Raw genomic sequence first — 23,393 nt, 5'->3', positions numbered from 1 at the left:
CTTCGCCTGTCGTGTCATGGCTCACAGGTCTATGGTTCTGTCATGTGTAGAAATATCACCGTCTTGCGTGGTCTGGAGCCTGCCGCCACCGAGCAGGAGATCTACGCTGCCGCCTTGCAATATGTGCGCAAAGTCGGCGGCATCTCCGGCCTGAGTAGCGCCACCAAACCCGCCGTCGACAAAGCTGTCGCGGCCATCGCCGCGGCGACCACCGCGCTGCTGGCGGAGCTGCCCGATCGGCGGGTCCCGCCCCCTACCGAGCCGCCACTGCGCCGGATCGCCGCGCGCGAGAACGAGGTCAGCGAGACCTCGTAGAATCGGCACACTCGCAGAACTGCAACGTGTTCTACTTGACCTGCCCAGAAACGCCGCTTTCTCTGGTCGCGCCGCGATAGCCGGTGAATCGAATTCAGTAGACGCACGAGGAGAACGACCAGTGAGCGACCTCGACAAGACCGCCGCGGTGATCGAAGTACACAATCCGGCGACAGGCGAACTCGCCGGTACCGTGCCGGTCACGACGCCGGACGAGGTGGCGGCCGCGGTGCGGGAACTGCGTCTTTACCAGCCCGAATGGGAAGCGATCGGGCCGGCGGGCCGCAAGACGTGGCTGCTGAAGATGCAGGACTGGCTGATCGATAACACCGAGCACCTGGCCGCGGTGCTGCAGTCCGAGACCGCCAAGCCGCGGGTCGACGCGATCATCGATCCGGCGTTCGCGGTCGACATCCTCGGCTACTACGCGCGCCGGGCGGGCAAGTTCCTCGCCGACGAGCACCCCTCCCCGCACAGCCCGCTCGCGCGGGTGAAATCGCTGACCCTCGCCTACCGGCCCTATCCCGTGGTCGGGGTGATCACGCCGTGGAACTTCCCGCTCGCGATGCCCGCGATCGACGTGTTCCCGGCGCTGGCTGCCGGGGCCGCGGTGATCCTCAAGCCGTCGGAGGTGACGCCGCTGTCCGCGGTGGAGCTGGCCCGCGGCTGGGCCGAGATCGGCGCCCCGCCGGTGTTCAAGGTGGTCACCGGCGCCGGGGCGACCGGCGCGGCCGTCGTCGAGAACGCCGACTACATCCAGTTCACCGGGTCCACCGCGACCGGCCGCAAGATCGCGGCCACCTGCGCGGAGCGGATGGTGCCCTACAGCCTCGAGCTCGGCGGCAAGGACCCGGCGATCGTGCTCGCTGACGCCGACATCGACCGCGCCGCGCACGGCATCGCCTTCGGCGGCATGTTCAACGCCGGGCAGGTGTGCATCTCGGTCGAGCGGGTCTACGTCGAGGCGCCGGTCTACGACGAGTTCGTCGCGAAGCTGACCGCGGCGGTCGCCGCGCTGCGTCAGGGCGCCGACGGGCGCGAGTCGAAGTACGACGTCGGCGCGCTGGCCAACGAGCACCAGGTGCTGATCGTGCAGCGCCACGTCGACGACGCGGTGGCCGCGGGCGCCCGCGTGACCACCGGCGGCAAACGCACCGGCGTCGGCACCTTCTTCGAGCCGACCGTGCTCGTCGATGTGGACCATTCGATGTCGTGCGTGGCCGAGGAGACCTTCGGCCCGACGCTGCCGGTGATGAAGGTGGCCGACGAGGCCGAGGCGATCCGGCTGGCCAACGATTCGATCTACGGCCTCTCGGCCTCGGTCTGGACGGGCGACAAGGCGCGCGGCGAACGCGTGGCCAGGCAGTTGAACACGGGCGCGGTGAACATCAACGACGTGTTCTCGAACCTGTTCAATCCGGCGATGCCGATGGGCGGCTGGGGCCTGTCCGGCGTCGGCGCACGCTGGGGCGGCGCGTCGGGCCTGCGGAAATACTGCCGCGCGCAGGCGATGACGAAGCCGAAGCTGCCGACCATGAGCAAGGAACTGTTCTGGTACCCGTATGACATGAACAAGCTTGTCGTCGCGGTTGCCGCGATGCGGGCCGCCGGTGCGCGTGGGTTGCGCCGGATCGACCTGCCGACGGTGCTGCGCCTCAAGAAGAGCGAGTAGCTGTTTCCGGCTGCGACGCGCACTCGCGCGCAGCCGGATTCGCCGTCTTCGAAACTTGTTTGTGATGAATGTCACCCCCCTAACCTTCCGGTTCGCGGGCGCCGTGGTCAGCGGCACCTTTCGGCGCGCACGACAGCGAGGCGGCGCGGGCCATATCCGCGCGGTGAGTGTGAACGCCGACGCATTTTCGCTGGTCAACTGCCCAGATTCACTCCACAACCGATCGCGGTGAACAATAGGCAATCCGATGGTGCAGCTCACCATGTCAGGCCATATGCTGTGCGATACCAACCCGGTGACTGTTTTGATCCACCTCCGCGAACTTCCTTGCCCGTTTTGGCTGGATTTTCCCGACCGATTCTGATAGCAAGGTGCTATGGACCCGCATTTGCGCGATCTGCGGTATTTCGTCGCCGTCGCTGAGGAACTGCATTTCACCAACGCCGCACAGCGGTTGCACATCGCTCAGCCGACGTTGTCACGCCAGATCCGCCAGCTCGAACGCCAGCTCGACGTGGTCCTGTTCGACCGCAACCAGCGCAGTGTCGCCCTGACCGTCGCCGGTAAGGAACTGCTCGAAGGCGCACGCAAGATCCTCGAGCTGTGGGAGGTGACCAACGTGTCCCTCCAGGAAGCAGGCGAGGTGCTGCGCGTCGGAATCCAGTCCGCGCTCGGCCGCGGTCTGCTCAACGACCTCGAGAGCGCGAGCGGTCACCGCCTCGCCCTGCACGCCGCGTCGTGGAACGACCCGTCCAGTGGCCTGGCCGGTCGACAGGCCGACCTGTCGCTGGTGTGGCTGCCGCTGCCCGACCCCAACCGTTATCGCTGGCAGGTGCTGCGCACCGAGCCACGCTGGGTGCTACTGCCCGAATCGCACCCGCTGGCCGAGCTGGACAGCATCGACTTCGCCGATCTGCTCGACGAGTCCTTCGTTGCCCTGCCCACCGAGGCGGGAGCGGTCCGCGACTTCTGGCTCGGCAACGACGCCCGTGGCGGCAAGGCTGCCAAGATCGGCGCCGAGGCGGCCACCCCCGAGGACAAGCTCGAGGCCGTGAGCCTCGGCCTCGGCGTGTGTCTGCTGGCCGAGAACAATGTGCCGATGTACCGCTGGCCCGGGCTGACCGCGCGTCCGGTCGCTGGCCTCACCCCGTGTGAGCTGGCGGTGGCATGGCGGGCCGACGACACGCGCCCGACCATTCTGGAATTCGCCGGTCGCGCCGTCGACGGCGGTTTCTCCGAGCCGACACCGCAGCCGGAGCCGATCGCGGTCTGAGAGGCGCAGGCGCGTCAGCGCTTGCGCCTAGTTCGACAGTTCCAGTTGGGCGGCGAGGCCGAGCAAGGTGGCCTCGCTGCCCGGCGGACCGACCAGTTGCGCGGCCAATGGGGTGTGCGCCTCGGGGTGCGTGCCCATCGGCAGTGACGCCGCGGGCCAGCCGAGCAGATTCCACAGTCCGGTGAAGGGCGCGTAACGCGCCGAGGACACGACATTGGCGAGCCAACCGCGCCCGCTCCACTGCCGCGCCTTCGGCGGTGGCGCGGCGAGCGTCGGAGTGATCACCACGTCGAAGTCTTCGAAGAATTCGAGCAGTCTGGCTTCGGTCCGGTCGATCTGGCTGGGGCGTACCAGGCCCAGACGCCGGATCACCCGGCCGAGCGCCAGATGACGCCGGGTGCGTCGCTGGAGCAGTTCGGGGTTCGCGAGCGCGTCGGCGTCGGCCAGACCCGCGCTCGGCCAGCGCAGCAGCATCAACAGCGCCGTGTCGCCGTAGGGCAGCTCGACCGGCTGCACCTCGTGCCCGGCCACTGCCGCGCGCGCACCCGCGGTGCGCGCCGCCGCCGTCCAATGCCGATCCATGCGGACCAGTCGCGACGGCGGAGCCACGGCCAGTCCGATGCGTAGTCGCTGTGGCTTGCGTAGTTCGGCCAGGTCGGAGCGGCCCGCCAGCACCGACAGCGCCAGTGCCGCGTCCGACACCGTCGTCGCGAGCACGCCGTTCTCGGCCAGTCCCGACCAGGAATCGGCGCCGATCTGCGAGGGCACGACGTGTCTACCCGGCTTGATCCCGAAGACTCCGCACGCGGCGGCGGGCACCCGGATCGAGCCGAGGCCATCGTTGCCGTGCGCGATCGGAACGAGCCCGGCGGCTACCGCGGCGGCCGCGCCACCCGAGGATCCACCCGGTGACCGGCCGACATCGCGTGGATTGCGCGTGACACACCCTGCGGAGTCGGTACTCGCCCACAAACCGAGTTCGGGCATGGCCGTCAACCCGACAACGATCGCGCCCGCGGCCCGCAGCCGGACCACCACCGGGTGGTCGAGGCTCGCCGGCTCGGCGGAGGTGGCCGCCGAACCCGCGCGGGTCTGCTCGCCCGTCACCGCGATGTTCTGCTTCACCGCCACCGGCACGCCGGCCAGCGGCAGCTCGTCGAGGTCTGGTCTGGCGGCCAGTTCCCGCGCTTCGGCTCTCGCCCGCTCGGCTCGCACCACCGTGAACGCGTTGATCTTGCGATTCTCCGAGGCGATTCGGGCGAGCGCGTCGGCGGTGACGTCGGCGGGCGTGATGGTGCCCGCGCGGACCCGGGCAGCCAGTGCCGCAGCGGGGCCGCCGATGGGGTATTCGTCGGCAGGAGGGCGGGACGATTCCATCGTCACCTCAGCGTCCGTTACGCCGTCGTCGTCGACGGACTCCCATGCTACCGCTGTGAGGTCTTCGTTCATCTGCGGATTCGCCCCCGTCGCATGGTCGTCGAAATTCGGGTGATCAGCCTAGAGGCGCAAGTTATCATTTCTAGTACAGCTCTCCGGCGATGGCGGCGGGTGTGGCGGAATGAATTTCGCACCGATCCGCGCGAACCCTTAGGTCGGTAGATGAGCGAGAGCACCGGAAGCGGGGAACAACCCGACGAGACAGCCGGTCGGGCCACGAATGTGCGCGTCGACATGGTCGAAGCGTTCGCCACCGCGTGGGGCACCGCCGCCGAGCGCCCGCCCGAGATCGCCGAGTTCCTCCCCGACGCCGCCACCTTGCGGGCGCAGGCGCTGCACGAACTGATCCGGGTCGACCTGCGCCAGCGCTGGCTGCATCACACGGGCACCGACATCGCACGCAAGCGGCTGATCCACTACTGCGCCGAGTTCCCCGAACTCGATCGCGCGAGGCTACCCGCCGGGCTGGTGTTCGAGGAATTCGTCATCCGCAGACACAGCGGCGAGCGCATCGATCCGCGCGATTATCTGCGCGAATACCCCGAGCAAGCGGCCAGTCTGCGCGGCCTGCTCAATACCGACGAGCTCGACCAGAGCACCCATCGGTCCGACGATCTCGACGCGACGATGAACCAAACGCCGGACTCGACTCGTAATACTCAGGTGACCAGCCCGCATCTCGACCTCACCGCGACCGCCACGTCGGCCGCGACGGTCGCGCACTCGGAGCCCGGCGAGTTCGAGCCGCTGGACCGCATCGAAGTCGGCCAGCGCATCGGCGATTTCGAACTGCTCACCGGGCTCGGCGCAGGTGCGTTCGCGCGCGTCTTCCTGGCCCGGCAGACGTCGATGCAGCGGCTGGTCGCGGTGAAGATCTCCGCCGACCGCGGCACCGAACCCCAGACCCTCGCCCAGCTCGACCACGACTACATCGTGCGCGTGTTCGACCAGCGGCTGCTCGACACCGACTCGGCCCCCTCGGGTTCGCGACGCCTGCGCCTGCTCTACATGCAGTTCCTGCCCGGCGGCACCCTGCTCGGCCTGCTGCGCTGGGTCCGTGAGACCCCACCCGCCGAGCGCAGCGGCAAACTGCTGCTCGACGCGGTGGACACGGCCATGGCGGAGAAGGGCGAGATCCGCCCGACCGATTCGAGCGTTCGCTCCGAAATCGCCGCCCTGAGCTGGCCGGAAACGGTCGCCTGGCTGGGCAGGCGGCTGGCCGAGGCCCTGGATTACGCGGCCGCGCACGGGGTATTGCACCGCGATGTGAAACCGGCGAATGTGCTGCTCACCGCGGAAGGTGTCCCCAAGCTCGCCGACTTCAACATCAGTTTCAGCCGCACCGTCGCGGGCACCAGCCCGGTGGCCTACTTCGGCGGATCACTGTCCTACATGTCGCCCGAACAGCTGGAGGCCTGTCACCCCGGCCTCGCCCGCACCGCCGCCGACCTCGACACCCGCAGCGATATCTTCTCCCTCGGCGTCGTGCTGTGGGAATTGCTCACCGGCGCGAAGCCGTTCGACGACAGCACCGCCGAAGCCGAGGGCCGTGGCGACGAGACCACTCTCGAAGCGATGCTGGAACGACGAACGGTCGGCGTCGACCCGGCCGCGCTGGACCGGGTTCCGGCGGATTGCCCCACTGCCTTGCGCCGCGTCCTGCTGACCTGCCTCGACCCGGACAGATCGCGGCGCTGGGCCGATGGTGCGGTGCTGGCCAAGCAGTTCGACCTGTGCCTTGACGCCCGCGCCCGCGATCTCGTCGACCCGCCGCCGAAGAGCTGGCGGATGCAGTGGCGCAAATGGCCGCTGCTGGTGATGATCCTGGCGATCGGCGTTCCCAACGCACTGGCATCCTGGTACAACATCGTGCACAACCAGAATCTGGTGGTGAGCCGGCTCAGTGAGACCGCCCAGCAATCGTTCGTCGTGATCACCGCGGGCGTGAACGTGGTCTTCTTCCCGCTGGGCGCCGCGGTGCTCATCTACCTTGCCCGTTTCGTGCTCTCCGTGCCGCGCGGGCTTCGCCACGGCCGCCGCTACGACCCAGAGATCCTGCGCCGCACCAGGCACGACACCTTGCGCATCGGCGACCGGGTCGTGATCGTGGTGTTCTCGCTGTGGGCGATCTCAGGACTCACCTTCCCGATCGCACTGCAATTTGCCGCGGGTGACGTCCCCAGCCGCGCCGTGGTCCATTTCCTCGCATCCCTGCTGGTCTGCGGCGCGATAGCCGTTGCCTACCCGTTCTTCCTCGTGACGTTCTACCTGGTCCGCTGCATCTACCCGATCTTCCTTCGCCACGGTGAGATCAGCACCGACGACAGCACGTGGCTGCGCGCACTGAGCCGGCGCTGCACCTGGTACCTCGCGATCGCGGCCTCGGTTCCCCTGCTCGCGGTAGCGGGTGTCACCTTCCTCCCGCCCGGCGATATCCCGGCCGTGATCGTCGCCGTTCGGGTCCTCTGCGTCGGCGGCATCTTCGCCTTCGTCGCCTCCTACCTGCTCTTCCGCGCACTGGAAGCCGACTTGAAAGCCCTGGAACGCGTAGTCAGCTGACGATGCCCGGCACGGGTGAACTTCCGCGGGCCCTCGCCCGTATGCCCCGTCGTGAGCTCGACAGTCATCACCGAGGCGACCCGTCCCTCGCTCGACCGCACCGCCACCATGCATCCCACCGATCGTCGCGGGCTCGACCGGTTCGAGGCGGGCGCGCGAATAGGCGACTTCGAGCTGCTCACCGAGCTCGGGTCGGGCGCGTTCGCCCGGGTTTTCCTCGCCCGGCAACGCTCGATGCAGCGTGTGGTCGCGGTGAAGATCTCCGCCGACAGCGGCACCGAGCCACAAACAATGGCCCAGCTCGACCACGACTACATCGTGCGTGTCTTCGATCAGCTGGTGCTCGATCCTCCGGGCGACGGCTCACCCCGCCTGCGCCTGCTGTACATGCAATTCCTGCCCGGCGGCACCCTGCTCGGGCTGCTGCGCTGGGTGCGCGCGACCCCACCCGCCGAACGTAGCGGCCGGCTCCTGCTCGACGCGATCGATGCGGCGATGGCGGAGAAGGGCGAAATCCGTCCGTCGGATTCGAGCGTGCGCCGCGAGATCGCCGAACTCAGCTGGCCCGACACCGTGGCCTGGCTGGGCAGGCGCCTGGCCTCGGCGCTCGATCACGCGGCGGGCCGGGGTGTGCTGCACCGTGATGTGAAGCCGGCGAATGTACTGCTCACGGCCGAGGGTGTGCCCAAGCTCGCCGATTTCAACATCAGCTTCAGCGAAAAGGCGGGCACCAGCCCGCTCTCGTCTTTCGGCGGGTCGCTCGCCTACATGTCGCCCGAGCAGCTCGAGGCCAGCCATCCCGGCCACGATCGCAGTGCCGCCGACCTCGAAGCACGCTCCGATCTCTTCTCACTCGGCGTGCTGCTCTGGGAATTGCTCACCGGCGCAAAGCCGTTCGACGACACCGGCGCGGACGACCCAGCCTGGGGCGATCAGACCCGACTCGAAGCGATGCTCACCTCCCGGAGTGCGGGCGTGAGCAACTGCGCGCTGCGCAGGCTTCCGCCGAACTGCCCGCCCACGCTGCGCCGAGTGTTGTTGCGCTGCTTGCGAGCTGAACGAACGGACCGCTGGCCCGACGGCACGGTTCTGGCCGAACAGTTCGATCTGTGTCTCGACCCGCGCAGCCGAAACCTGGTTGACCCGCCTGCCGGTTCCTACCGAATTCGCTTGCGGCCCTTCATGATTCCGCTGATGGCACTGGCGATCGCGGTGCCCAACGCGTTCGCCGTGCGGTACAAGACCTGGCAGAACTCCGGACTGCTGGTGCAGCGGCTCGAACCCGCCGCTCGCGAAGCGCTGCACATCGTCTCGGTGGTCACCAACGTGATGGCATTCGCACTCGGCACGGTGATACTGGTCTACCTGTCCCGCCACGCGATCCTGATGCCGCGCGCATTGCGGGCCGGACGGCGCGTGAGCACCAGCGCATTGGGGCTGGCGGGCAGGCAGTCGCTGCTCCTGGGTGACCGGGCAGTTGTTGTCGCGGTGCTGTTCTGGATCACAGCGGCCGCTATTCTGCCCGCCACGGTGAAGGTCAGCACCGGTCACCTGGAGACCCGCACCACGGTGCAATTTCTGGCGTCGAACGCCATCGGGTGCGCAGTCGCGGTGACCTACGCGTTCTTCCTCATCACCTTTTACATGGTCCGCTGCGTCTACCCGATCTTCCTCCAGCAAGGCCACCGGTTCCACACCGATGCCGCAGCGCTGCGCGGACTCCTCCAGCGCTGTGGCTGGTACCTGGCGGTCGCCGCGTCCATCCCGCTGATCGCGATGGTCACCATCACCTTGCTTCCCACCGAGGATCTTCTGCCGACCCTGGTCTCGCTGCGCGCGGTCTATCTCGGCAGCGTCATCGCCTTCCTCGGCTCCTACGTGCTGTTCCGCGCGATCGAAGCCGATATCCGGGCCCTGATCAGGGTCGTCGATCCCCAGCCCCGCACGCCCCGACCTCGAGGAGGGGCCGCCGACGCAGTCGGCGGTTCGCGCCCGTCCCGTCGATCAGGCGCCGTAGGCGACGGAGGAGCAAGCAACGGTGCCTGATCGACGGGACCGCCAGGGGCGCGAACTCGAGCGCGCCAGCGCTCCAGAATTACGAGTACACAGCCGGGTTGAGGGTACCGATGTAGGGGAGGTCGCGGTAGCGCTCGGCGTAGTCGAGGCCGTAGCCGACGACGAATTCGTTGGGGATGTCGAAGCCGACATGGGCGACGTCGACGGGGGTGCGCAGCGCGTCGGGCTTGCGGAGCAGGGTGACAACTTCCAGCGAGGCCGGGTTGCGGGTGGACAGGTTGCGCTTGAGCCAGGACAGGGTCAGACCCGAGTCGATGATGTCCTCGACGATCAGGACGTTGCGGCCCGCGATGTCCTTGTCCAGGTCCTTCATGATCCGCACGACGCCCGAGGACGAGGTGGACGAGCCGTAGGACGACACGGCCATGAATTCGAGCTGGGTGGGGATCGGCAGCGCCCTGGCGAAGTCGGTCATGAAGAAGATCGCGCCCTTGAGAACGCAGATCAGCAGGAGGTCGCCTTCGGGGGAATCGGGCGGGTATCGCTTGGCGACGAGCTCGGCCAGTTCCTCGATCTTGGCTTTGATCTCGTCTTCGGTGATCAGCACCGATGCGATGTCGTCTCCGTACACGGAAGTGGGTGTCCCTTCGTGGCATCAAATGCGCGGCTGTGCTCGCACCGCCAGCGTGCCATGTTCACGCGTCACGACCAACCTGTGGTCCTTCGATCCGCCACCCACAGCCACCCCGCCCTGCCCACGCCAATTGCCCACCAGCTCGTCGATCGCCTGTAAATGGGCGTTCATGAGCCCGGTCACGCCCTGATCCGCGAGCCAGGCGCGCACGGCCCTGCGACGCAACGCGGGCGGCGCAGTGGCCAGGATCTCGATCGACAGCGTGGGTCGACCGCTGTCGGGCCCGCCACCCTCGGCCATCGCGCCGGACGAGCCACCCGTACCTCGCCTTGTGACAGCGGGCCGATCGTCGATCGTGTCGTGATCGCCAGTGGTGGCCCGACCGCCCGGTGCCCCGGCCACGACCGGACCGGGCAGCACACGCGCCGCCCGCAGCAACTCGTCGGCGTAGGCGTCGAGAACGGACCCATCGGCACGCAGCTGCTCGGCCGTGCGTACCAGCGCCTGTGCCACGCCACCACCGAGCACGTCTTCGAGCAGCGGCAACACTTCCGTGCGCACGCGGACCCGGGTGTAGCCGGGGTCCGCGTTGTGCGGGTCGTCCCAAGGTTCGATACCAAGATCAGCGCACATCCGCACCGTCTGCGCCCGGCGCACCCCGAGCAACGGCCGCCCCCACGGCGAATTCCACGCCACCATCCCCTGAATGGACCGCCCGCCCGACCCACGCGCCAACCCGAGCAGCACGGTCTCGGCCTGGTCATCGAGTGTGTGCCCGAGCAACACCGGACGTCCTTCCCGCACCGACTCCAACGCCGAATACCGAGCCGCCCGAGCCGCCGCCTCCACCCCACCGGCACGACCGACCTCGACCGGCACAACCATCGCCGCCACACAGCCGAGCGCACGCGCCTGCGCGGCGGCTCGCTCGGCGACTTCCGCCGACCCGTCCTGCAACTGATGATCGACCACGACGGCCGTCACCTGATCGGCCTCGACAACAGCGGCGGCCACCAACGCCAGCGAATCGGCCCCGCCGGACACACCAACGACGACCGGCCCTGGCCCACCCTGCCCGGCCACCCACTCGCGCACGCCCCGCCGCACGGCGAGCACCGCCGCGGTCTCCGGCAGCCGCACGCCACCCGGTCCCGTCATCTGTGCAGGCTACCCAGCTCACCAACGGACCGCCGTGAGTACCTGGGCGACTCACCGGTCACGAACCAACCGTCAACGCAGCCGACACACTCGATCCAATTGGATCGAGCCCTGCGGGACGCAGGTCGGCCCCGGATCAAGACCATCGGGATCGCAGTCGCCGACACGAGCCTGGGTACCCGGGGAGCAGATCACAGGACTCGGCGAATCCACCGCTCCGGATCGTCGACCTCGTCCAGCAACGGCAAGGTGTCCGCGTTCGTCCACACCGTGTTGAACTCCGCGACTCCCACCCGCTCGACCACCGCGTCGACGAACTTCTTCCCCCGCACGTACTGCGCGACCTTCGCGTCCACGCCGAGCAACGCCCGCAGCAGCCGCTGGATCGGATTCGAGGGCCGCTGCCTGCGTCGATCGAAGGCCGCCCGGATATCGGCGACAGTCGGCACCACCGCGGGTCCGACGGCGTCCATCACATGGTCGGCGTGCCCCTCCAGCAACGTGCCGAGCATCAACAGCCGATCCAGCGCCTCCCGTTGCGGTGGTGCCTGGACCGCACGCAACAGCCCGACCACGCCGCGGCTGTTCGGATCATCGGCGTTGTCACCATTGCGCCGAGCGCGCACCTCACCGACCAACCGGGTGAGCATCTCGCTCATCGGCTCCTCGCCGACCTCGCTCAGGATGTCCACATTGGTGCGCATATACCCGGCCAGCCAGGGCGCCGACGAGAACTGCACCCGGTGCGTCACCTCGTGCAGGCACACCCACAACCGGAAATCGCTCGGATCGACGCCGAGCGCCCGTTCGACACCGAGAATATTGGGCGCGACCAGCAGCAAGGTGCCGTCCTCGCCGGTGAACGGGTCGTACTGCCCGAGAATCGCGGTGGACAGGAACGCCAGCATCGTCCCGGCCTGGACGCCCGCGGGTTTCCCGACGAGCCTGCCGCTGTCAGCGGACTCGGTGCCGGTGAGCACAGACATCGAATCGGCGGCCGCGGCGATCCATCCCGGCCGGTCGACGATCCGCGCCTGCGGCACCGGCCGATCGTCGAGCAACCCGCTGACCTCACGCACCGGCAGTTCGGCCAGCACCGAGGCCGACGCCAACTCGGCGACGACCTGTTCGGCCGTCGCCCTCGACACGCGCGGCCCGGCGGGCGCGAGCAGCGCCCCGGTCCGCGCGGCCAGCCGCCAATCCACCGCTCCGCTGAAGCCGGAGTTCTTGCGCTCGGTCTTGTCGGTCATAACCCACCCGTTCTCTACGAGCATCCGCAGTTGCGCAGGGCACCCGCCACCGCGTCGAGCGCCGGTCTGCTCTGCTCCGGCAACCTGTCGTTCGACATGAGTGCGAAGGTGAGTACCCGCCCATCGCGGTCGAGGACATATCCGACCAACGCGCTGGCCACGCTCAGAGTTCCGGTCTTGGCCCGCACCCACCCCGCGCCCTGCCGGTTCTGCGTGACGAAGCGCGGCGCGAGCGTGCCGGTGCCGCCCGCGACGGGCAGGTAGTCCAGCATCGGCGCGAGAGCCGCTGCGCGTGGGTCGTTTTCGGGCCTTGCCTGCGTTCCGGCCGGCACTACCGCCGCGGCGCCGGTCGGCTCGGCCGCGGTCGCGACGATCGAATCGAGCAGCTTCGGCGACACCCGGTCATCGACGGAAAGCCCACTGTTGTCGGCCAAGTGCAGTCCGGTGATGTCGAAGCCGGCCGCCGACAGAGCCGCCGAGGTAGCCGCGACCGCTCCGGCGAAGGACGCGGGCTGTCCCGACGCCACCGCCAGCTCACGTCCGATGGTCTCGGCCAGCACATTGTCGGAATGAATCATCATGTCGTGCAAGCGAACTCGTAGCGGTGCCGATTCGGCCTTCGCGATCTGGGCACCGTTGCGCGCGGCCGGACCGACCCGCACGGCACCCGGGTCGATACCCAGCTCGGCAGCCAGCGCCCGGCCCGCGTCGAGCGCGGGGTTCGCGGTGCGCGGGGAATAGTCGGCCGACGGGTCGAACCGGCCCCCATCGAGCATGATCGGTTCGATCGGCGCGATCGACCCTTCCGGAATATCGATCGGATCCCATCCCGAAGCCATGGTCGGCCCGGAGTAGACCGAGGTGTCGACCACGATCGCGTTCGCCTGCCTGCCCGCGGCCCGCACCTGCGCGGCCAGATCCGAGATCCGCGCGCCGTCGGTGTAGTAACCACCGGCGGCCTGCGTGGTCAGCGTCGGATCCCCACCGGCGACCAGCACCAGCTCACCGGGCGCACCGGCGAGCACCTTGGTGACCACCCGCTGATCATCGGGCAACGTCAGCAATGCCGCCGCGACCAGCATGATCTTCGCCGTCGACGACGGAATCATCACCTTGGCCGGTTCCTGGCCCCACAGCACCGCCCCGCTGCCCGGATCGGTCACCTGACCCGCGAAAGCACCCAGATCAGGGTTCCCGACCACCGGAGCGAGTGCCGCGGCGATCCCCGCCACCGTCGGCGCGGGCGCGTCCGATCGGGCAGGCGCCACCTCGGGAAACACCTGGCCCGTATCCGGCGGCGGCGCCACGGTGAGCCCGCCGTGCCGGAATTCCGGCGTCCATGGCTGTGCGATCGCCGCGAAACCGCCCGCGATCACCAGGAGCGCGACGACCACCGCCGACAACCAGATCCAGCGGGACCCCCGGCGCCCCTGCACCGGTGATCCCGGATTGCCGCCTGTATCGACCACGACTCGTGTCTCCCTCAACGCCGTCCGGCACGCCTCGACTGCGCGACTACAGCCGCCTGCCGCACCGGTGTACCAGCACACCACACTATCCTCGTTGCGCAACGGTTCCCCAGAACGATCTGGCGATTCGGCACAGACCAGCACTCGAACGAGCAAGGAGATGGCGTGGAGTTCGACGTCACCATCGAGATTCCCAAGGGTTCTCGGAACAAGTACGAGGTCGATCACGAGAGCGGCCGGGTCAAGCTCGACCGGTACCTGTACACCTCCATGGGCTACCCGGCCGACTACGGCTTCATCGAGAACACCCTCGGCGAGGACGGCGACCCGCTCGACGCGCTGGTGCTGCTGCCCGAGTCGGTGTTCCCCGGCGTGATCGTCGAGGCCCGCCCGGTCGGCGTGTACCGCATGACCGACGAGGCCGGCGGCGACGACAAGGTGCTGTGTGTCCCCGCGGGCGACCCGCGCTGGGACCACATCCAGGACCTGGGCGACGTCTCGGAGTTCGAACTGTCGGCGATCAAGCACTTCTTCGAGCGCTACAAGGACCTCGAGCCCGGCAAGTACGTCGAGGGTTCGGAGTGGCTGGGCCGCGCCGAGGCCGAGAAGATCATCGACGAGTCCTTCGCCCGGCTGAAGGAATCCGGCCACTGAGCCGATAGACCTACGAAAAACGGGAAGTCCGAAGAGTTTTCGGACTTCCCGTTTCGCTAGGTCACATCCTTGCCCATCCCTTCGGTGGGCTTCGCGTCACCCGCGGCTTGGATCCCGCTCGACATCCGCAACGGGACTTCCTTCCAGAACAGCACGAGCAGCAGTGCGATCAGCGCCACCGCGGACGCGACGAGGAACACCGTGGACATCGAGTCGGCGAAGCCCACCTGGAAGGGCTTGGCCAGTTCGGGGTCGAGCTGCTGGATGATCGAGCTGTCCTGCAGCACCTTGCCCGCGGCCGAAGTGTCGTGTGCGAGCAGGCCCTTGGCGAGCGCGGCATCGGCCGGGTTGGTGCTCTGCGCACCTTCGATCACGGCCTGCTGGTAGGCGGGGTCGGCGGCCGACCGCTGCATTTCGGCGGTGATGTTCGGGGTGAGCAGCGAGAACAGGATCGACAGGAACACCGCCGCGCCGAGGGTGCCGCCGATCTGGCGGAAGAAGGTCGCCGACGCGGTGGACACACCCATGTCCTTGGGCGGCAACGCGTTCTGCAACGCCAGCGTCAGCGGCTGCATGAGGTTGCCAAGGCCGAAGCCGGTGACCGCCATGAACGCCATCGCCAGCCACAGCGGGCTGTCGGCGCCGAGCAGATGCAGCAGGAACAACCCGAGCGTCAGCATGATCGCGCCGATCACCGGGAAGGCCCGGTAGCGGCCGGTTTTCGAGATCAGCCGACCCGACAGGATCGAACCAATCATCAGTCCGAGCACCATCGGCAGCATCTGCAGACCGGCCTCTGTCGGCCCGGCACCGCGCACCACCTGCAGGTACTGCGGCAGCAGCAGCATGCCGCCGAACATCGCCGCACCGACGACGAACGAGATCACCACGCCGAGTGCGAAGGTCACGTTGTTGAAGATCCGCAGCGGGATCAACGCGGCGTCGCCCATGAACTTCTCGACCGCGACGAACCCGATCAGGCCGAGCGCGCCGATCGCGTAACAGCTCACCGAAGACATACTGCTCCAGCCCCATTCGCGACCCTGTTCGGCCACGATCAGCAGCGGAACCAGTCCGATCGCGAGCACCATCGCGCCCGCGAAGTCGATGCGATGGGTGGCGTGCGGCTTGCGCGGCAGGTGCAGCACCCGGGTCACCACCACCAGCGCGAGCAGCCCCAGCGGCACGTTCACCAGGAACACCCAGCGCCAGCCGGTGATGCCGAAGATGGTTTCCTGCCCGGCCAGCAGACCGCCGAGCACCGGCCCGAGCACGCTCGAAATACCGAACACCGCAAGGAAATAGCCCTGGTAACGGGCACGCTCACGGGGTCCGATGATGTCGCCCATGATGGCAAGCGCCAGCGACATGAGCCCGCCCGCGCCCAGGCCCTGGAACGCGCGGAACGCGGCCAGCTGATACATCGACGTGGCCAGTGTGCACAGCAGCGAACCGACGATGAACAGCCCGATCGCGGCCAGGAAGAACGGCTTTCGGCCGAACATTTCCGAGAGTTTGCCGTAGAGCGGCGTACTGATCGTGGCGGTGATCAGGTAGGCCGTGGTTGCCCAGGCCTGCAGCGAATAGCCGTCGAGGTCGTCGGCGATGGTGCGGATGGAGGTCGACACGATCGTCTGATCGAGTGAGGCCAGCAGCATGCCGAGCATCAGGCCGGACAGGATGGTCAGGATTTGGCGATGGGTGAAGCCGGCAGGCGATTCCACCGGGGCCGCGGTTGTCGTCACGAAACGTTCTCCGTAGTGCTCAGTGCGGGCGGCTGGGTCAGCAGGACCGGGCGGGCCGCGTCGTAGTCGTCGACGAACCGCGTCAGCAGCCCGGCGAAGAGCTCGCGATCGCCGGCCGGCCAGTTCTCGGTGATGATGGCGACCGAGTTCCGGCGCCGTGACCGGATCCGATCGGCGGTCTCGCGCCCGTGGGCGGTCACCTCCAGCACCGTTGCTCGCCCGTCGTCGGGGTCGGCGGCGCGGACCACCAGGCCGCGCTCCACCAGCTGCGCGACCTGCCTGCTCACCGTCGACGCGTCCGAACCCACCGCCTCGGCGAGCGCACCCGAGCGCATCGGTCCGTCACACACCAGCCGGAACAGCACGACGAACCCCGCCGGGTCGATCCCCGAGCGGTCCTTGATCTGGGCCATCGCCCGATCGCGCAGCCGGTGCAATCGCACGAGCTGGATCGCGATCGCGTCGATCGCGGGCTCACTCTCACTCAACACTTTTACCTTTACTTGCATCAATCAATTAGTTGTGAGATGCAAGTATGTAGGCAGAACGGTCGCTGGGGCAACCGTTTGAACTGCCTTTACTCGCCCTTGAACTCCGGCTCGCGCTTCTGGAACACCGCCGTGATCGCCTCGGTGAGGTCCTTCGACGGCAGGAACGCCGCGTTCCATGTCGACACATAACGCAGGCCGTCGGCCACCGCCGGGCCGGTCCGCTGCTCGAGCACGTCCTTGATGCCCTGCACCACCAGCGGCGGGTTGGCCGCGATCTCGCGCGCCATCGCGTGCGCGGCCGCCAGCACGGCCTCCTGATCGGCGAACACCTCGTTCACCAGACCCATCCGCTCGGCGCGAGCCGCATCGATGTCCTTGGCGGTGAAGGCCAGCTCACGCAGATTTCCCTCGCCGATGATGCCGGGCAGCCGCTGCAGCGACCCGATATCGGCGACGATCGCCACCTTCGCCTCGCGCAGGCTGAATGTGGCATCCGCGCTGGCCAGACGAATATCAGCAGCGGCGATCAGGTCGAGACCGCCGCCGATGCACCAGCCCGACACCGCCGCGACCACCGGCTTGGTGCATTCGGCTACCGACGTCACTGACGCCTGCATGCGGCGGATCTCCTTGAGGAACTCCGTGCGCGGCGCCGCCTTCGCGTCGTCGGCCAGCACCGGTGCCAGCATTCCCGCGGTCGCGGCCAGGTCGAGACCGAACGAGAAGTGCTTGCCCGACCCCGTGAGGACCACGGCGCGCACCTGCGGGTCCGCGTCGAGCTCGGCGAAGACTTCCGGCAGCTCGCGCCAGAAGTCGGGTCCCATCGCATTGCCCTTACCCGGCCCGGTCAGCGTGACCTGGGCAACGTTGTCGGCGATCTCGACGGTAAAGGCCTTCCATTCACTCATGCCCTGATTATTGCCACCGCGCCAACCCACTCACCCCCGCACCCCCGACCTCGAGGAGGGGCGGCCGCGCAGCGGCCGGTTCGCGGCCGTCCCGTCGATCAGGCGCCGTTGCGCAGGCGACGAAGGAGCAAGCAACGGTGCCTGATCGACGGGACCGGCGGGGCCGCGAACTCGAGTTCGCCAGAACTCCAAGTAACACAGCATATTTCCCGCAATCGACCTACTCTGGTTGGTATGCGCAGGTCGTCATTGCCGCCGGTCGCATGCCGGGTCGCGGAAACTCTCATCGCCCGCGGGCACCACGGCGTCATCGTCTGCCCCGAGACGCCGACCCCCACCGCGGCCGATGCCGCCCGCGCCATGGGTGCCCAACCCACGGCGATCCTCACCGCTCAGGTCTTCCTCCTGGACAACGACCCCGTCCTGCTCCTGGTAGCCGACCACCACCACGTCGACCTCGCCCGCACCGGCAACCGCCTCGACGGCACCCTCACCCCCGCCTCCACCGCCCTGGCCGAACGCATCACCGGCCAACCCATCGACGGCACAGCACCGTTGGGCCACCCCACCAACCTCCCCACCTGGGTAGACACCGCCCTGGCCGCCCACCCCGAAGTATGGGCAGCCGGAGGTCACCCGAACACGGTGTTCCGCACCAACTTCCGCGAACTGGTCCGCATCACCGCGGGTCTGCCGATCGAAATCGACTGAATCAGCCGCGGTCACGATATGGGTCGACCAGTGACGCAGGAGCCTGTGCGACATCGAGCATCGCCGCAGGAAAGCTTTCGCCTGCAACGTAATACCGCGCCCGCGTGCGACCGACGGGCGCCAGGACACCTCGCCGCACCAGGTCGCGAAGGTCACGCTGCGCTTGCTGTGTACTCAATCCCTCCGCTTGCTCATAGCGGGTCCGCCGAACGCGCCCCGCCATCGCCACATCGTGCAGGGCGGAGACCACCCGATCTTCCGAACTGGTCTCGCGCAGATAATCCGAAGCCGCATCCCACACACGTCGCGACCTCTCGACCCGAATCCTCACTGTCTGCGCCTGCTGGTGGTACGCGGTCAGATTGAACCGAAGCCACTCACCAACATCCTGATCAGGCCGGAATTCGCTGCCTCGACGAGTTAATACTCCGTAGTAGTCCCAGGTATTTCCGGGTTCACCCAGCCATGCCTCGATGGATGAGAACTCCGACGCCAGCACCCCCTCTCGCGCGATCATCAGCGTCTGCAGCGACCGTGACATCCGCCCGTTGCCGTCAGCCCACGGATGAATCGAAACCAGCTGCAGATGCGCCATCGCGGCCTTCACCAGAGGGTGTGCCGGCGAGGGTTCGTTGAGCCAATCAACCAGCTCCCTCATCAACACCGGAACCTGATCGACCGGCGGAGCTGTATAAGCCACAAGCCCTGGAGTACGAGCGCTGGTCACATATACAGGGCCTCGCCTCCACTGCCCGGCTGGCTTGTTCAACGTATGTCGATGGCCTTGCAACATCCAGTGCAGCGCATTGAGAAAACCGGCGCTGTACGCGAAGTCATCGACGTCGTGCAACGTTTGGATGTAGGTCATCATCCGTGCGTAACCCGCGGTTTCTGCACGGTTTTCCTCGGAAACGTCAACGTCACGCTCGCCAGCGAGCACGTCTTCTACGTCGATCGTCGAGACCTTGAAACCTTCGATCGAGTTCGACGCTGACACCGCGTCGGCGGTCAGGAACTTGCGCAACCCGCCCACCCAAACCGCAGGTACGCTCTGCAGCTCGTATCGCAAGTCCGCCCGCATCTGATCGACTTCAGCGAGAACATCTAGATCGGCAGCCGACAGATTCGGGGTGGGATACAACATGACGTAATGATGTCATGACGTAATGATTACGTCAATAGCGGCGACGGCGAGTTGGATCAAACAGACACAGCAGGCGCGAGAACGGGCGGGAGGCGGGCGTAAGTTGGGGCGGTGGGCGATGTGCAACCTTCTGAGACCGGACTGGTGATTCCCGATGATCTGAGCGGGATCACGGCTGAGCAGTATCGGGCTTCGATGCGCCACTATCCGGCCGGCGTCACGGTGGTGACACTCGGAGCCGAAACCGGACCGGTGGGATTCACCGCCACGTCGTTCGCCTCGCTGTCACTGGAACCACCGCTGGTGTCGTTCAACATCGCGCACACGTCATCGAGCATCTACGCCCTGAAAGCCGCGGACTCGGTGGTCATCCATTTCCTGGGCGAACACCAACAGCACCTGGCCCACCGCTTCTCCCGCACCGCCGCCGAACGCTTCACCGACCGCTCCCTATGGACCACCCTCGACACCGGCGAACCTGTCCTGCACGGCACCCCCATCTGGCTCCGCACCACCCTCCACAAACTCATCGACCTGGGCGACCACACCCTCGCGGTGGGCCTGGTAACCCGAGTCCACGACCAAACCGAAGAATCCCCCTCGGCAGCCCCCCTCCTCTATTACAACGGCAGATACCACCGCCCCACCCCCCTCGACACCTGATCGGGTCGTCAACCTGGGTGCTCCAGCTAGCGTTGATCCCGTGAGCGAGGCATACGACTGGTCGTGGTTGCGCGCCGGTGTCCCGGATATCGACCTGGACATGTATCTAGCGATGCCCGAAGACCTCTCCCGGGTGATCGAGGTCAAGGACGGCCTGCCGGTGCACCGTGACTCACCCTCGCCGAATCACATCGCCATCGCCGACGTGATCAAACAGTCCTTGCGGGAAGCGATCCGGAAACGCGGCACTGGGCAACCCTGCCTGAAGGCCAGTGGCGAACTGGACATGCTGGTCTCCGAGGTTCCGTTCAACTTCCGCCGCCCCGATGCCATCGTGTATCGCTGCATCGAAGACCCCCGCGGCAAGTGGAAAACCAAACCCACAGCAGGCGACACGCTTCTGGTCGCCGAAGTGGTATCACCGGCGACGGTCACCGCCGATTGCGTGGACAAACGAGCGGAATACGCGCGCCTGGGTATCGAGCAGTACTGGATCGTCCGCATGGAGAACAACGACGGCCGCGTGAAGTCCATCGAAATCCTCCGCCTCAACACCGCGGGCGTCTACGTCTCCACCGAAACCCGCTTCCGCTCCCACAGCCCCACCGCGATCGCGATCACGGACCCCCTCGACGTCAGCATCACCTGGGACGCCCTCGACGCGGACCTCGACTGAGACCTGTCTCGATGAGCGAGTTTCGCGTGACTGGCGTCTTCGCTGTCAGCTACAAATCGAACCCGTCCGTAGTCGGCTACGCGATCGGTGAGTTCGAAGTCGGCGCACCTGTCGAACTCCGACGAGCGGATGAGGTCATCGGCCATGGAGTTCTGCAAGCGATCGAGTTCCTCTGCTCCCCTGGAGCCCGATTCTCACTCACCTTCTCGGATGCGATCTCCCAGCACGTCCGCACCGGCGATGTCATTCACTCGATGAGTACCTGATCGACGCTATTCGCAGGCAACGCCGTCCTTGTTCCGGTCCAGTTCAGGCCGGTAGCCGGGTTCGCCGATGCGGATCGGGGCGGCACCGGCTGCCCTGGCGGCATCACAGTTCTTGCAGTGCCACTCGCGGGTGCGGCCCGGTGGATCTCGCCTGCTACCAGTTCAGCCGAGCAAGCAGGGGGCCGCGCCCTCTGCGGATGAGGCGGTGAGGGGGCGGGTTTCGGGGGTGGGGTTCCAGTGGCCGTCGGTGGCGGCGTAGGTCCAGGTGGGGCCGTTGGTGACCAAGGTGGAGACCGCTTCGATCAGGCGGTCGACGTCGGCGGCGGTGGTGCCGAGGCCGATGCTGGCGCGGAGGGCGGCGTCGAGGCCGAGGCTGGTGAGCAGCGGGTGGGCGCAGAAGCGGCCGTCGCGGACACCGATGGCGTGCTCGGCGGAGAGGTAGGCGGCGACCTTGCCGGGGGCGTAGCCGGCGATGGTGAAGGCGACGATGCCGACACAGTCGGGGCTGTCGGACCAGATGCTGACCAGGTCGACGCCGGGAATCGCGGACAATCCGTCGCGGAGACGGTCTGCCAGGAAGCGTTCGTGGGCAACGAGTTCGATGGGGTCGATCGCGGCGAGCGCATCGCACGCGGCGGCGATAGCGGCCGCGCCGAGCACATTCGGTGAACCGGCCTCGTGCCGCTGCGGCGCGCAAGCCCATTCGACCTCCGACACACCGACATCGCGCACCGCACCACCGCCTGCCAGGTACGGCTGACCCTGGTCGAGCCAGTCCCGCCGACCGACGAGCACACCCGAACCGAACGGCGCGTACAGCTTGTGCCCGGAGAACGCGAGGTAGTCGATCCCGCTCTCGCGCAGGGAGATCCGTCGATGCGGGGCCAGCTGCGCGGCGTCGACGAGGATGCGCGCACCACACAGGTGGGCGATGGTCGCGAGGCGTTCCAGCGGCAGCACCTCACCGGTGACGTTGGAGGCCCCGGTCACCGCGAGCAGCGCGGCGGGCTTGCTGCACAGCTCGGCGACGACCCGCTGAACCGTCTCCTCGACGGTGCCGGCGGCCCGCACGACCCGGCGACCGTGTTCGGTCCACGGCAGGAAGTTGGCGTGGTGCTCGATATCGAGTACCACGGTCTCCCCTGGCACGCACCCGGCCAGCAGGTTCAGCGAATCGGTGGTGTTGCGGGTGAAGACAACGACCTGGTCTTCGTCGGCATCGAGGAAGCGGGCGACCGCGCCACGGGAAGCCTCGTAGCACTCGGTCGAGATCCGCGAGGCGTATCCCGCCCCCCGGTGCACGCTGGCGTAGAACGGCAGCAACTGCGAGATCCGGTCGGTGACCTGCTTCAATGCCGGGGCACTCGCCGCGTAGTCGAAGTTGGCGTAGCAGCTGGTGCCGCCTTGAACGAGCGGAACCTGCAGGTCGGCACCGGAAACAGCGGCGATGGCACAGGTGGGGTCGATTACCGCAGTCATAACGAAATCCCGTCGGCTCAGGGACCCGCTCCAGAAGAGGTGAGGTCCGCGCTTGCCGCGCCCAATTCGGACGTCGGCCTGGTCGTCACCCGGAGCACCCCACCGCGGAGGAGGGTTGCCGACCAGCAAGCCGGGGCTGAACGCTGGTACTCGTGACCTGCCACGAGAGTGACAGACGACCGCCGAACCTGTCAACCACCCACGCCTGACTCATGTTTCAACCATCTAGGCACTCCATGATGGATACCTCCAATGATTGGGCTCCTCCACTATTTGCTAGAGTTCCCGCTCATGTCCACGAACACGAACTCCGTCCGCGGCCTGCCGCGCTACCCGGTGTACGCGCTCGGACGGCTCACCAAGGCGCTGCATGCCGAGATCGACGTCCCGTTGCGCGATCACTGGGTGCTCACCTTCATCTCCGAAAACGCCGACCTGACGCAGAAGAAAGTGGGCGACGCGCTCGGCATCGACCGCAGTGAAGTCGTCCGCCTGATCGACGCGCTGGAACGCGCCGACCTGGTCGAACGCACCCGCGACGGCAAGGATCGCCGTAAATACCGGCTGCGGATCACCGAGGCCGGGCGCAAGCAGTGCACACGCACCGACAAGCTGATCGCCGAGGCCACCGCGCGCGTGCTGCAACGCCTCGACGAAGACGAACAGCGCACGCTGCACCGGCTGGTCGTCACCGCCCTCGGTGAACTGCCGGAATCGCCGTCGTGAACAGCGCCGACGGCACGCCCTGCGCTCCCGTCCGGCAACACCCGCACCGAGTACCGTTGGCATCTGGTGACCATCCTGTTTGCCCCCAGGTAACCCACTCATGAAAAAACAGACACCACCGATGGGGGTCAACCGATGAGAGGTGGA

The 23,393-nt window shown here is 67.4% G+C and carries 22 protein-coding genes and 1 riboswitch; of the genes, 11 read left to right on the top strand and 11 right to left on the bottom strand.

Going from position 1 to position 23,393, the window contains the following annotated elements:
• The first annotated feature begins 42 nt into the window (after positions 1–42).
• The 3 genes from ACTWPB_RS01985 to ACTWPB_RS01975 all read left to right on the top strand — a co-directional run bounded on the left by ACTWPB_RS01985 (position 43) and on the right by ACTWPB_RS01975 (position 3,260).
• Positions 43–315, top strand: coding sequence for a DUF2277 domain-containing protein (locus ACTWPB_RS01985; RefSeq protein WP_056819053.1), 273 nt, complete (start codon positions 43–45; stop codon positions 313–315).
• Between the two features lie 121 nt (positions 316–436).
• A complete protein-coding gene (locus tag ACTWPB_RS01980) occupies positions 437–1,987 on the top strand; it encodes an aldehyde dehydrogenase family protein (protein ID WP_446224034.1) in 1,551 nt (516 codons plus the stop codon).
• Between the two features lie 376 nt (positions 1,988–2,363).
• Entirely contained in the window at positions 2,364–3,260 is an 897-nt protein-coding gene (locus ACTWPB_RS01975; protein ID WP_446224033.1) for a LysR family transcriptional regulator, read from the top strand.
• A gap of 27 nt (positions 3,261–3,287) precedes the next feature.
• Here the strand turns inward: ACTWPB_RS01975 and ACTWPB_RS01970 are convergent, their stop codons facing one another.
• Positions 3,288–4,637 carry an amidase gene (locus tag ACTWPB_RS01970; RefSeq protein ID WP_446226208.1) on the bottom strand — a complete coding sequence of 450 codons (1,350 nt, stop codon included), beginning with the start codon at positions 4,635–4,637 and terminating at the stop codon, positions 3,288–3,290.
• Positions 4,638–4,859: 222 nt separating this feature from the next.
• Here ACTWPB_RS01970 and ACTWPB_RS01965 point away from each other — a divergent pair, with 222 nt between their 5' ends.
• A complete protein-coding gene (locus tag ACTWPB_RS01965) occupies positions 4,860–7,256 on the top strand; it encodes a protein kinase domain-containing protein (protein ID WP_446224032.1) in 2,397 nt (798 codons plus the stop codon).
• A gap of 51 nt (positions 7,257–7,307) precedes the next feature.
• A complete protein-coding gene (locus ACTWPB_RS01960) occupies positions 7,308–9,302 on the top strand; it encodes a serine/threonine-protein kinase (RefSeq protein WP_446224031.1) in 1,995 nt (664 codons plus the stop codon).
• A 49-nt stretch (positions 9,303–9,351) separates the two neighbouring features.
• Here the strand turns inward: ACTWPB_RS01960 and hpt are convergent, their stop codons facing one another.
• From hpt to dacB, 4 genes are all read right to left on the bottom strand, one after another.
• Positions 9,352–9,903 (bottom strand): hypoxanthine phosphoribosyltransferase, encoded by a 552-nt coding sequence (hpt, locus tag ACTWPB_RS01955; RefSeq protein ID WP_101464749.1) that lies wholly within the window; start codon positions 9,901–9,903, stop codon positions 9,352–9,354.
• Between the two features lie 24 nt (positions 9,904–9,927).
• A complete protein-coding gene (tilS, locus tag ACTWPB_RS01950; RefSeq protein WP_446224030.1) occupies positions 9,928–11,064 on the bottom strand; it encodes a tRNA lysidine(34) synthetase TilS in 1,137 nt (378 codons plus the stop codon).
• Positions 11,065–11,255: 191 nt separating this feature from the next.
• Positions 11,256–12,314, bottom strand: a complete 1,059-nt coding sequence (locus ACTWPB_RS01945; RefSeq protein ID WP_446224029.1) for a zinc-dependent metalloprotease — start codon at positions 12,312–12,314, stop codon at positions 11,256–11,258.
• A 14-nt stretch (positions 12,315–12,328) separates the two neighbouring features.
• A complete protein-coding gene (dacB, locus tag ACTWPB_RS01940; RefSeq protein WP_446224028.1) occupies positions 12,329–13,783 on the bottom strand; it encodes a D-alanyl-D-alanine carboxypeptidase/D-alanyl-D-alanine endopeptidase in 1,455 nt (484 codons plus the stop codon).
• 165 nt (positions 13,784–13,948) lie between these two features.
• Here dacB and ACTWPB_RS01935 point away from each other — a divergent pair, with 165 nt between their 5' ends.
• Complete coding sequence (locus ACTWPB_RS01935) at positions 13,949–14,437, top strand: inorganic diphosphatase (RefSeq protein ID WP_266297542.1); 489 nt, start codon at positions 13,949–13,951, stop codon at positions 14,435–14,437.
• Between the two features lie 56 nt (positions 14,438–14,493).
• Here ACTWPB_RS01935 and ACTWPB_RS01930 read toward each other — a convergent pair whose 3' ends face one another.
• The 3 genes from ACTWPB_RS01930 to ACTWPB_RS01920 form a co-directional block, all read right to left on the bottom strand.
• The gene (locus tag ACTWPB_RS01930; protein WP_446224027.1) at positions 14,494–16,182 is read right to left on the bottom strand and encodes an MDR family MFS transporter; all 1,689 of its coding nucleotides are present in this window, start codon (positions 16,180–16,182) and stop codon (positions 14,494–14,496) included.
• Positions 16,179–16,673: a MarR family winged helix-turn-helix transcriptional regulator gene (locus tag ACTWPB_RS01925; protein WP_446224026.1), complete on the bottom strand. Its 495-nt coding sequence runs from the start codon at positions 16,671–16,673 to the stop codon at positions 16,179–16,181. The genes ACTWPB_RS01930 and ACTWPB_RS01925 overlap by 4 nt, the downstream gene beginning before the upstream one ends.
• Positions 16,674–16,759: 86 nt before the next feature.
• On the bottom strand, positions 16,760–17,581 hold the full coding sequence (locus ACTWPB_RS01920) for a crotonase/enoyl-CoA hydratase family protein (protein ID WP_446224025.1): 822 nt from the start codon (positions 17,579–17,581) through the stop codon (positions 16,760–16,762).
• Positions 17,582–17,815: 234 nt separating this feature from the next.
• Here ACTWPB_RS01920 and ACTWPB_RS01915 point away from each other — a divergent pair, with 234 nt between their 5' ends.
• Positions 17,816–18,292, top strand: coding sequence for a YbaK/EbsC family protein (locus tag ACTWPB_RS01915; RefSeq protein ID WP_446224024.1), 477 nt, complete (start codon positions 17,816–17,818; stop codon positions 18,290–18,292).
• Between the two features lies 1 nt (position 18,293).
• Here ACTWPB_RS01915 and ACTWPB_RS01910 read toward each other — a convergent pair whose 3' ends face one another.
• Entirely contained in the window at positions 18,294–19,436 is a 1,143-nt protein-coding gene (locus ACTWPB_RS01910) for a Fic family protein (RefSeq protein ID WP_446224023.1), read from the bottom strand.
• 195 nt (positions 19,437–19,631) lie between these two features.
• Between ACTWPB_RS01910 and ACTWPB_RS01905 the strand changes: the two genes are divergently transcribed.
• The 3 genes from ACTWPB_RS01905 to ACTWPB_RS01895 are packed head-to-tail and all read left to right on the top strand — an operon-like array spanning position 19,632 to position 21,041.
• Entirely contained in the window at positions 19,632–20,099 is a 468-nt protein-coding gene (locus ACTWPB_RS01905; protein WP_446226207.1) for a flavin reductase family protein, read from the top strand.
• Between the two features lie 40 nt (positions 20,100–20,139).
• Complete coding sequence (locus tag ACTWPB_RS01900; protein ID WP_446224022.1) at positions 20,140–20,775, top strand: Uma2 family endonuclease; 636 nt, start codon at positions 20,140–20,142, stop codon at positions 20,773–20,775.
• A gap of 26 nt (positions 20,776–20,801) precedes the next feature.
• Positions 20,802–21,041: a hypothetical protein gene (locus ACTWPB_RS01895; protein WP_446224021.1), complete on the top strand. Its 240-nt coding sequence runs from the start codon at positions 20,802–20,804 to the stop codon at positions 21,039–21,041.
• Between the two features lie 6 nt (positions 21,042–21,047).
• Here ACTWPB_RS01895 and ACTWPB_RS01890 read toward each other — a convergent pair whose 3' ends face one another.
• Both ACTWPB_RS01890 and ACTWPB_RS01885 read right to left on the bottom strand, forming a co-directional pair.
• Complete coding sequence (locus ACTWPB_RS01890) at positions 21,048–21,110, bottom strand: excalibur calcium-binding domain-containing protein (RefSeq protein ID WP_446226206.1); 63 nt, start codon at positions 21,108–21,110, stop codon at positions 21,048–21,050.
• A gap of 93 nt (positions 21,111–21,203) precedes the next feature.
• Positions 21,204–22,520 (bottom strand): aminotransferase class V-fold PLP-dependent enzyme, encoded by a 1,317-nt coding sequence (locus ACTWPB_RS01885; protein ID WP_446224020.1) that lies wholly within the window; start codon positions 22,518–22,520, stop codon positions 21,204–21,206.
• A 43-nt stretch (positions 22,521–22,563) separates the two neighbouring features.
• Positions 22,564–22,678: riboswitch (SAM riboswitch) on the bottom strand.
• Positions 22,679–22,811: 133 nt separating this feature from the next.
• Here ACTWPB_RS01885 and ACTWPB_RS01880 point away from each other — a divergent pair.
• A complete protein-coding gene (locus ACTWPB_RS01880) occupies positions 22,812–23,246 on the top strand; it encodes a MarR family winged helix-turn-helix transcriptional regulator (protein WP_446224019.1) in 435 nt (144 codons plus the stop codon).
• Positions 23,247–23,393 lie beyond the last annotated feature (147 nt).

The organism is Nocardia sp. IBHARD005, assembly GCF_052814245.1.
The sequence above is the reverse complement of the archived record's forward strand: the minus strand, read 5'-3'. Positions and strand labels throughout refer to the sequence as shown.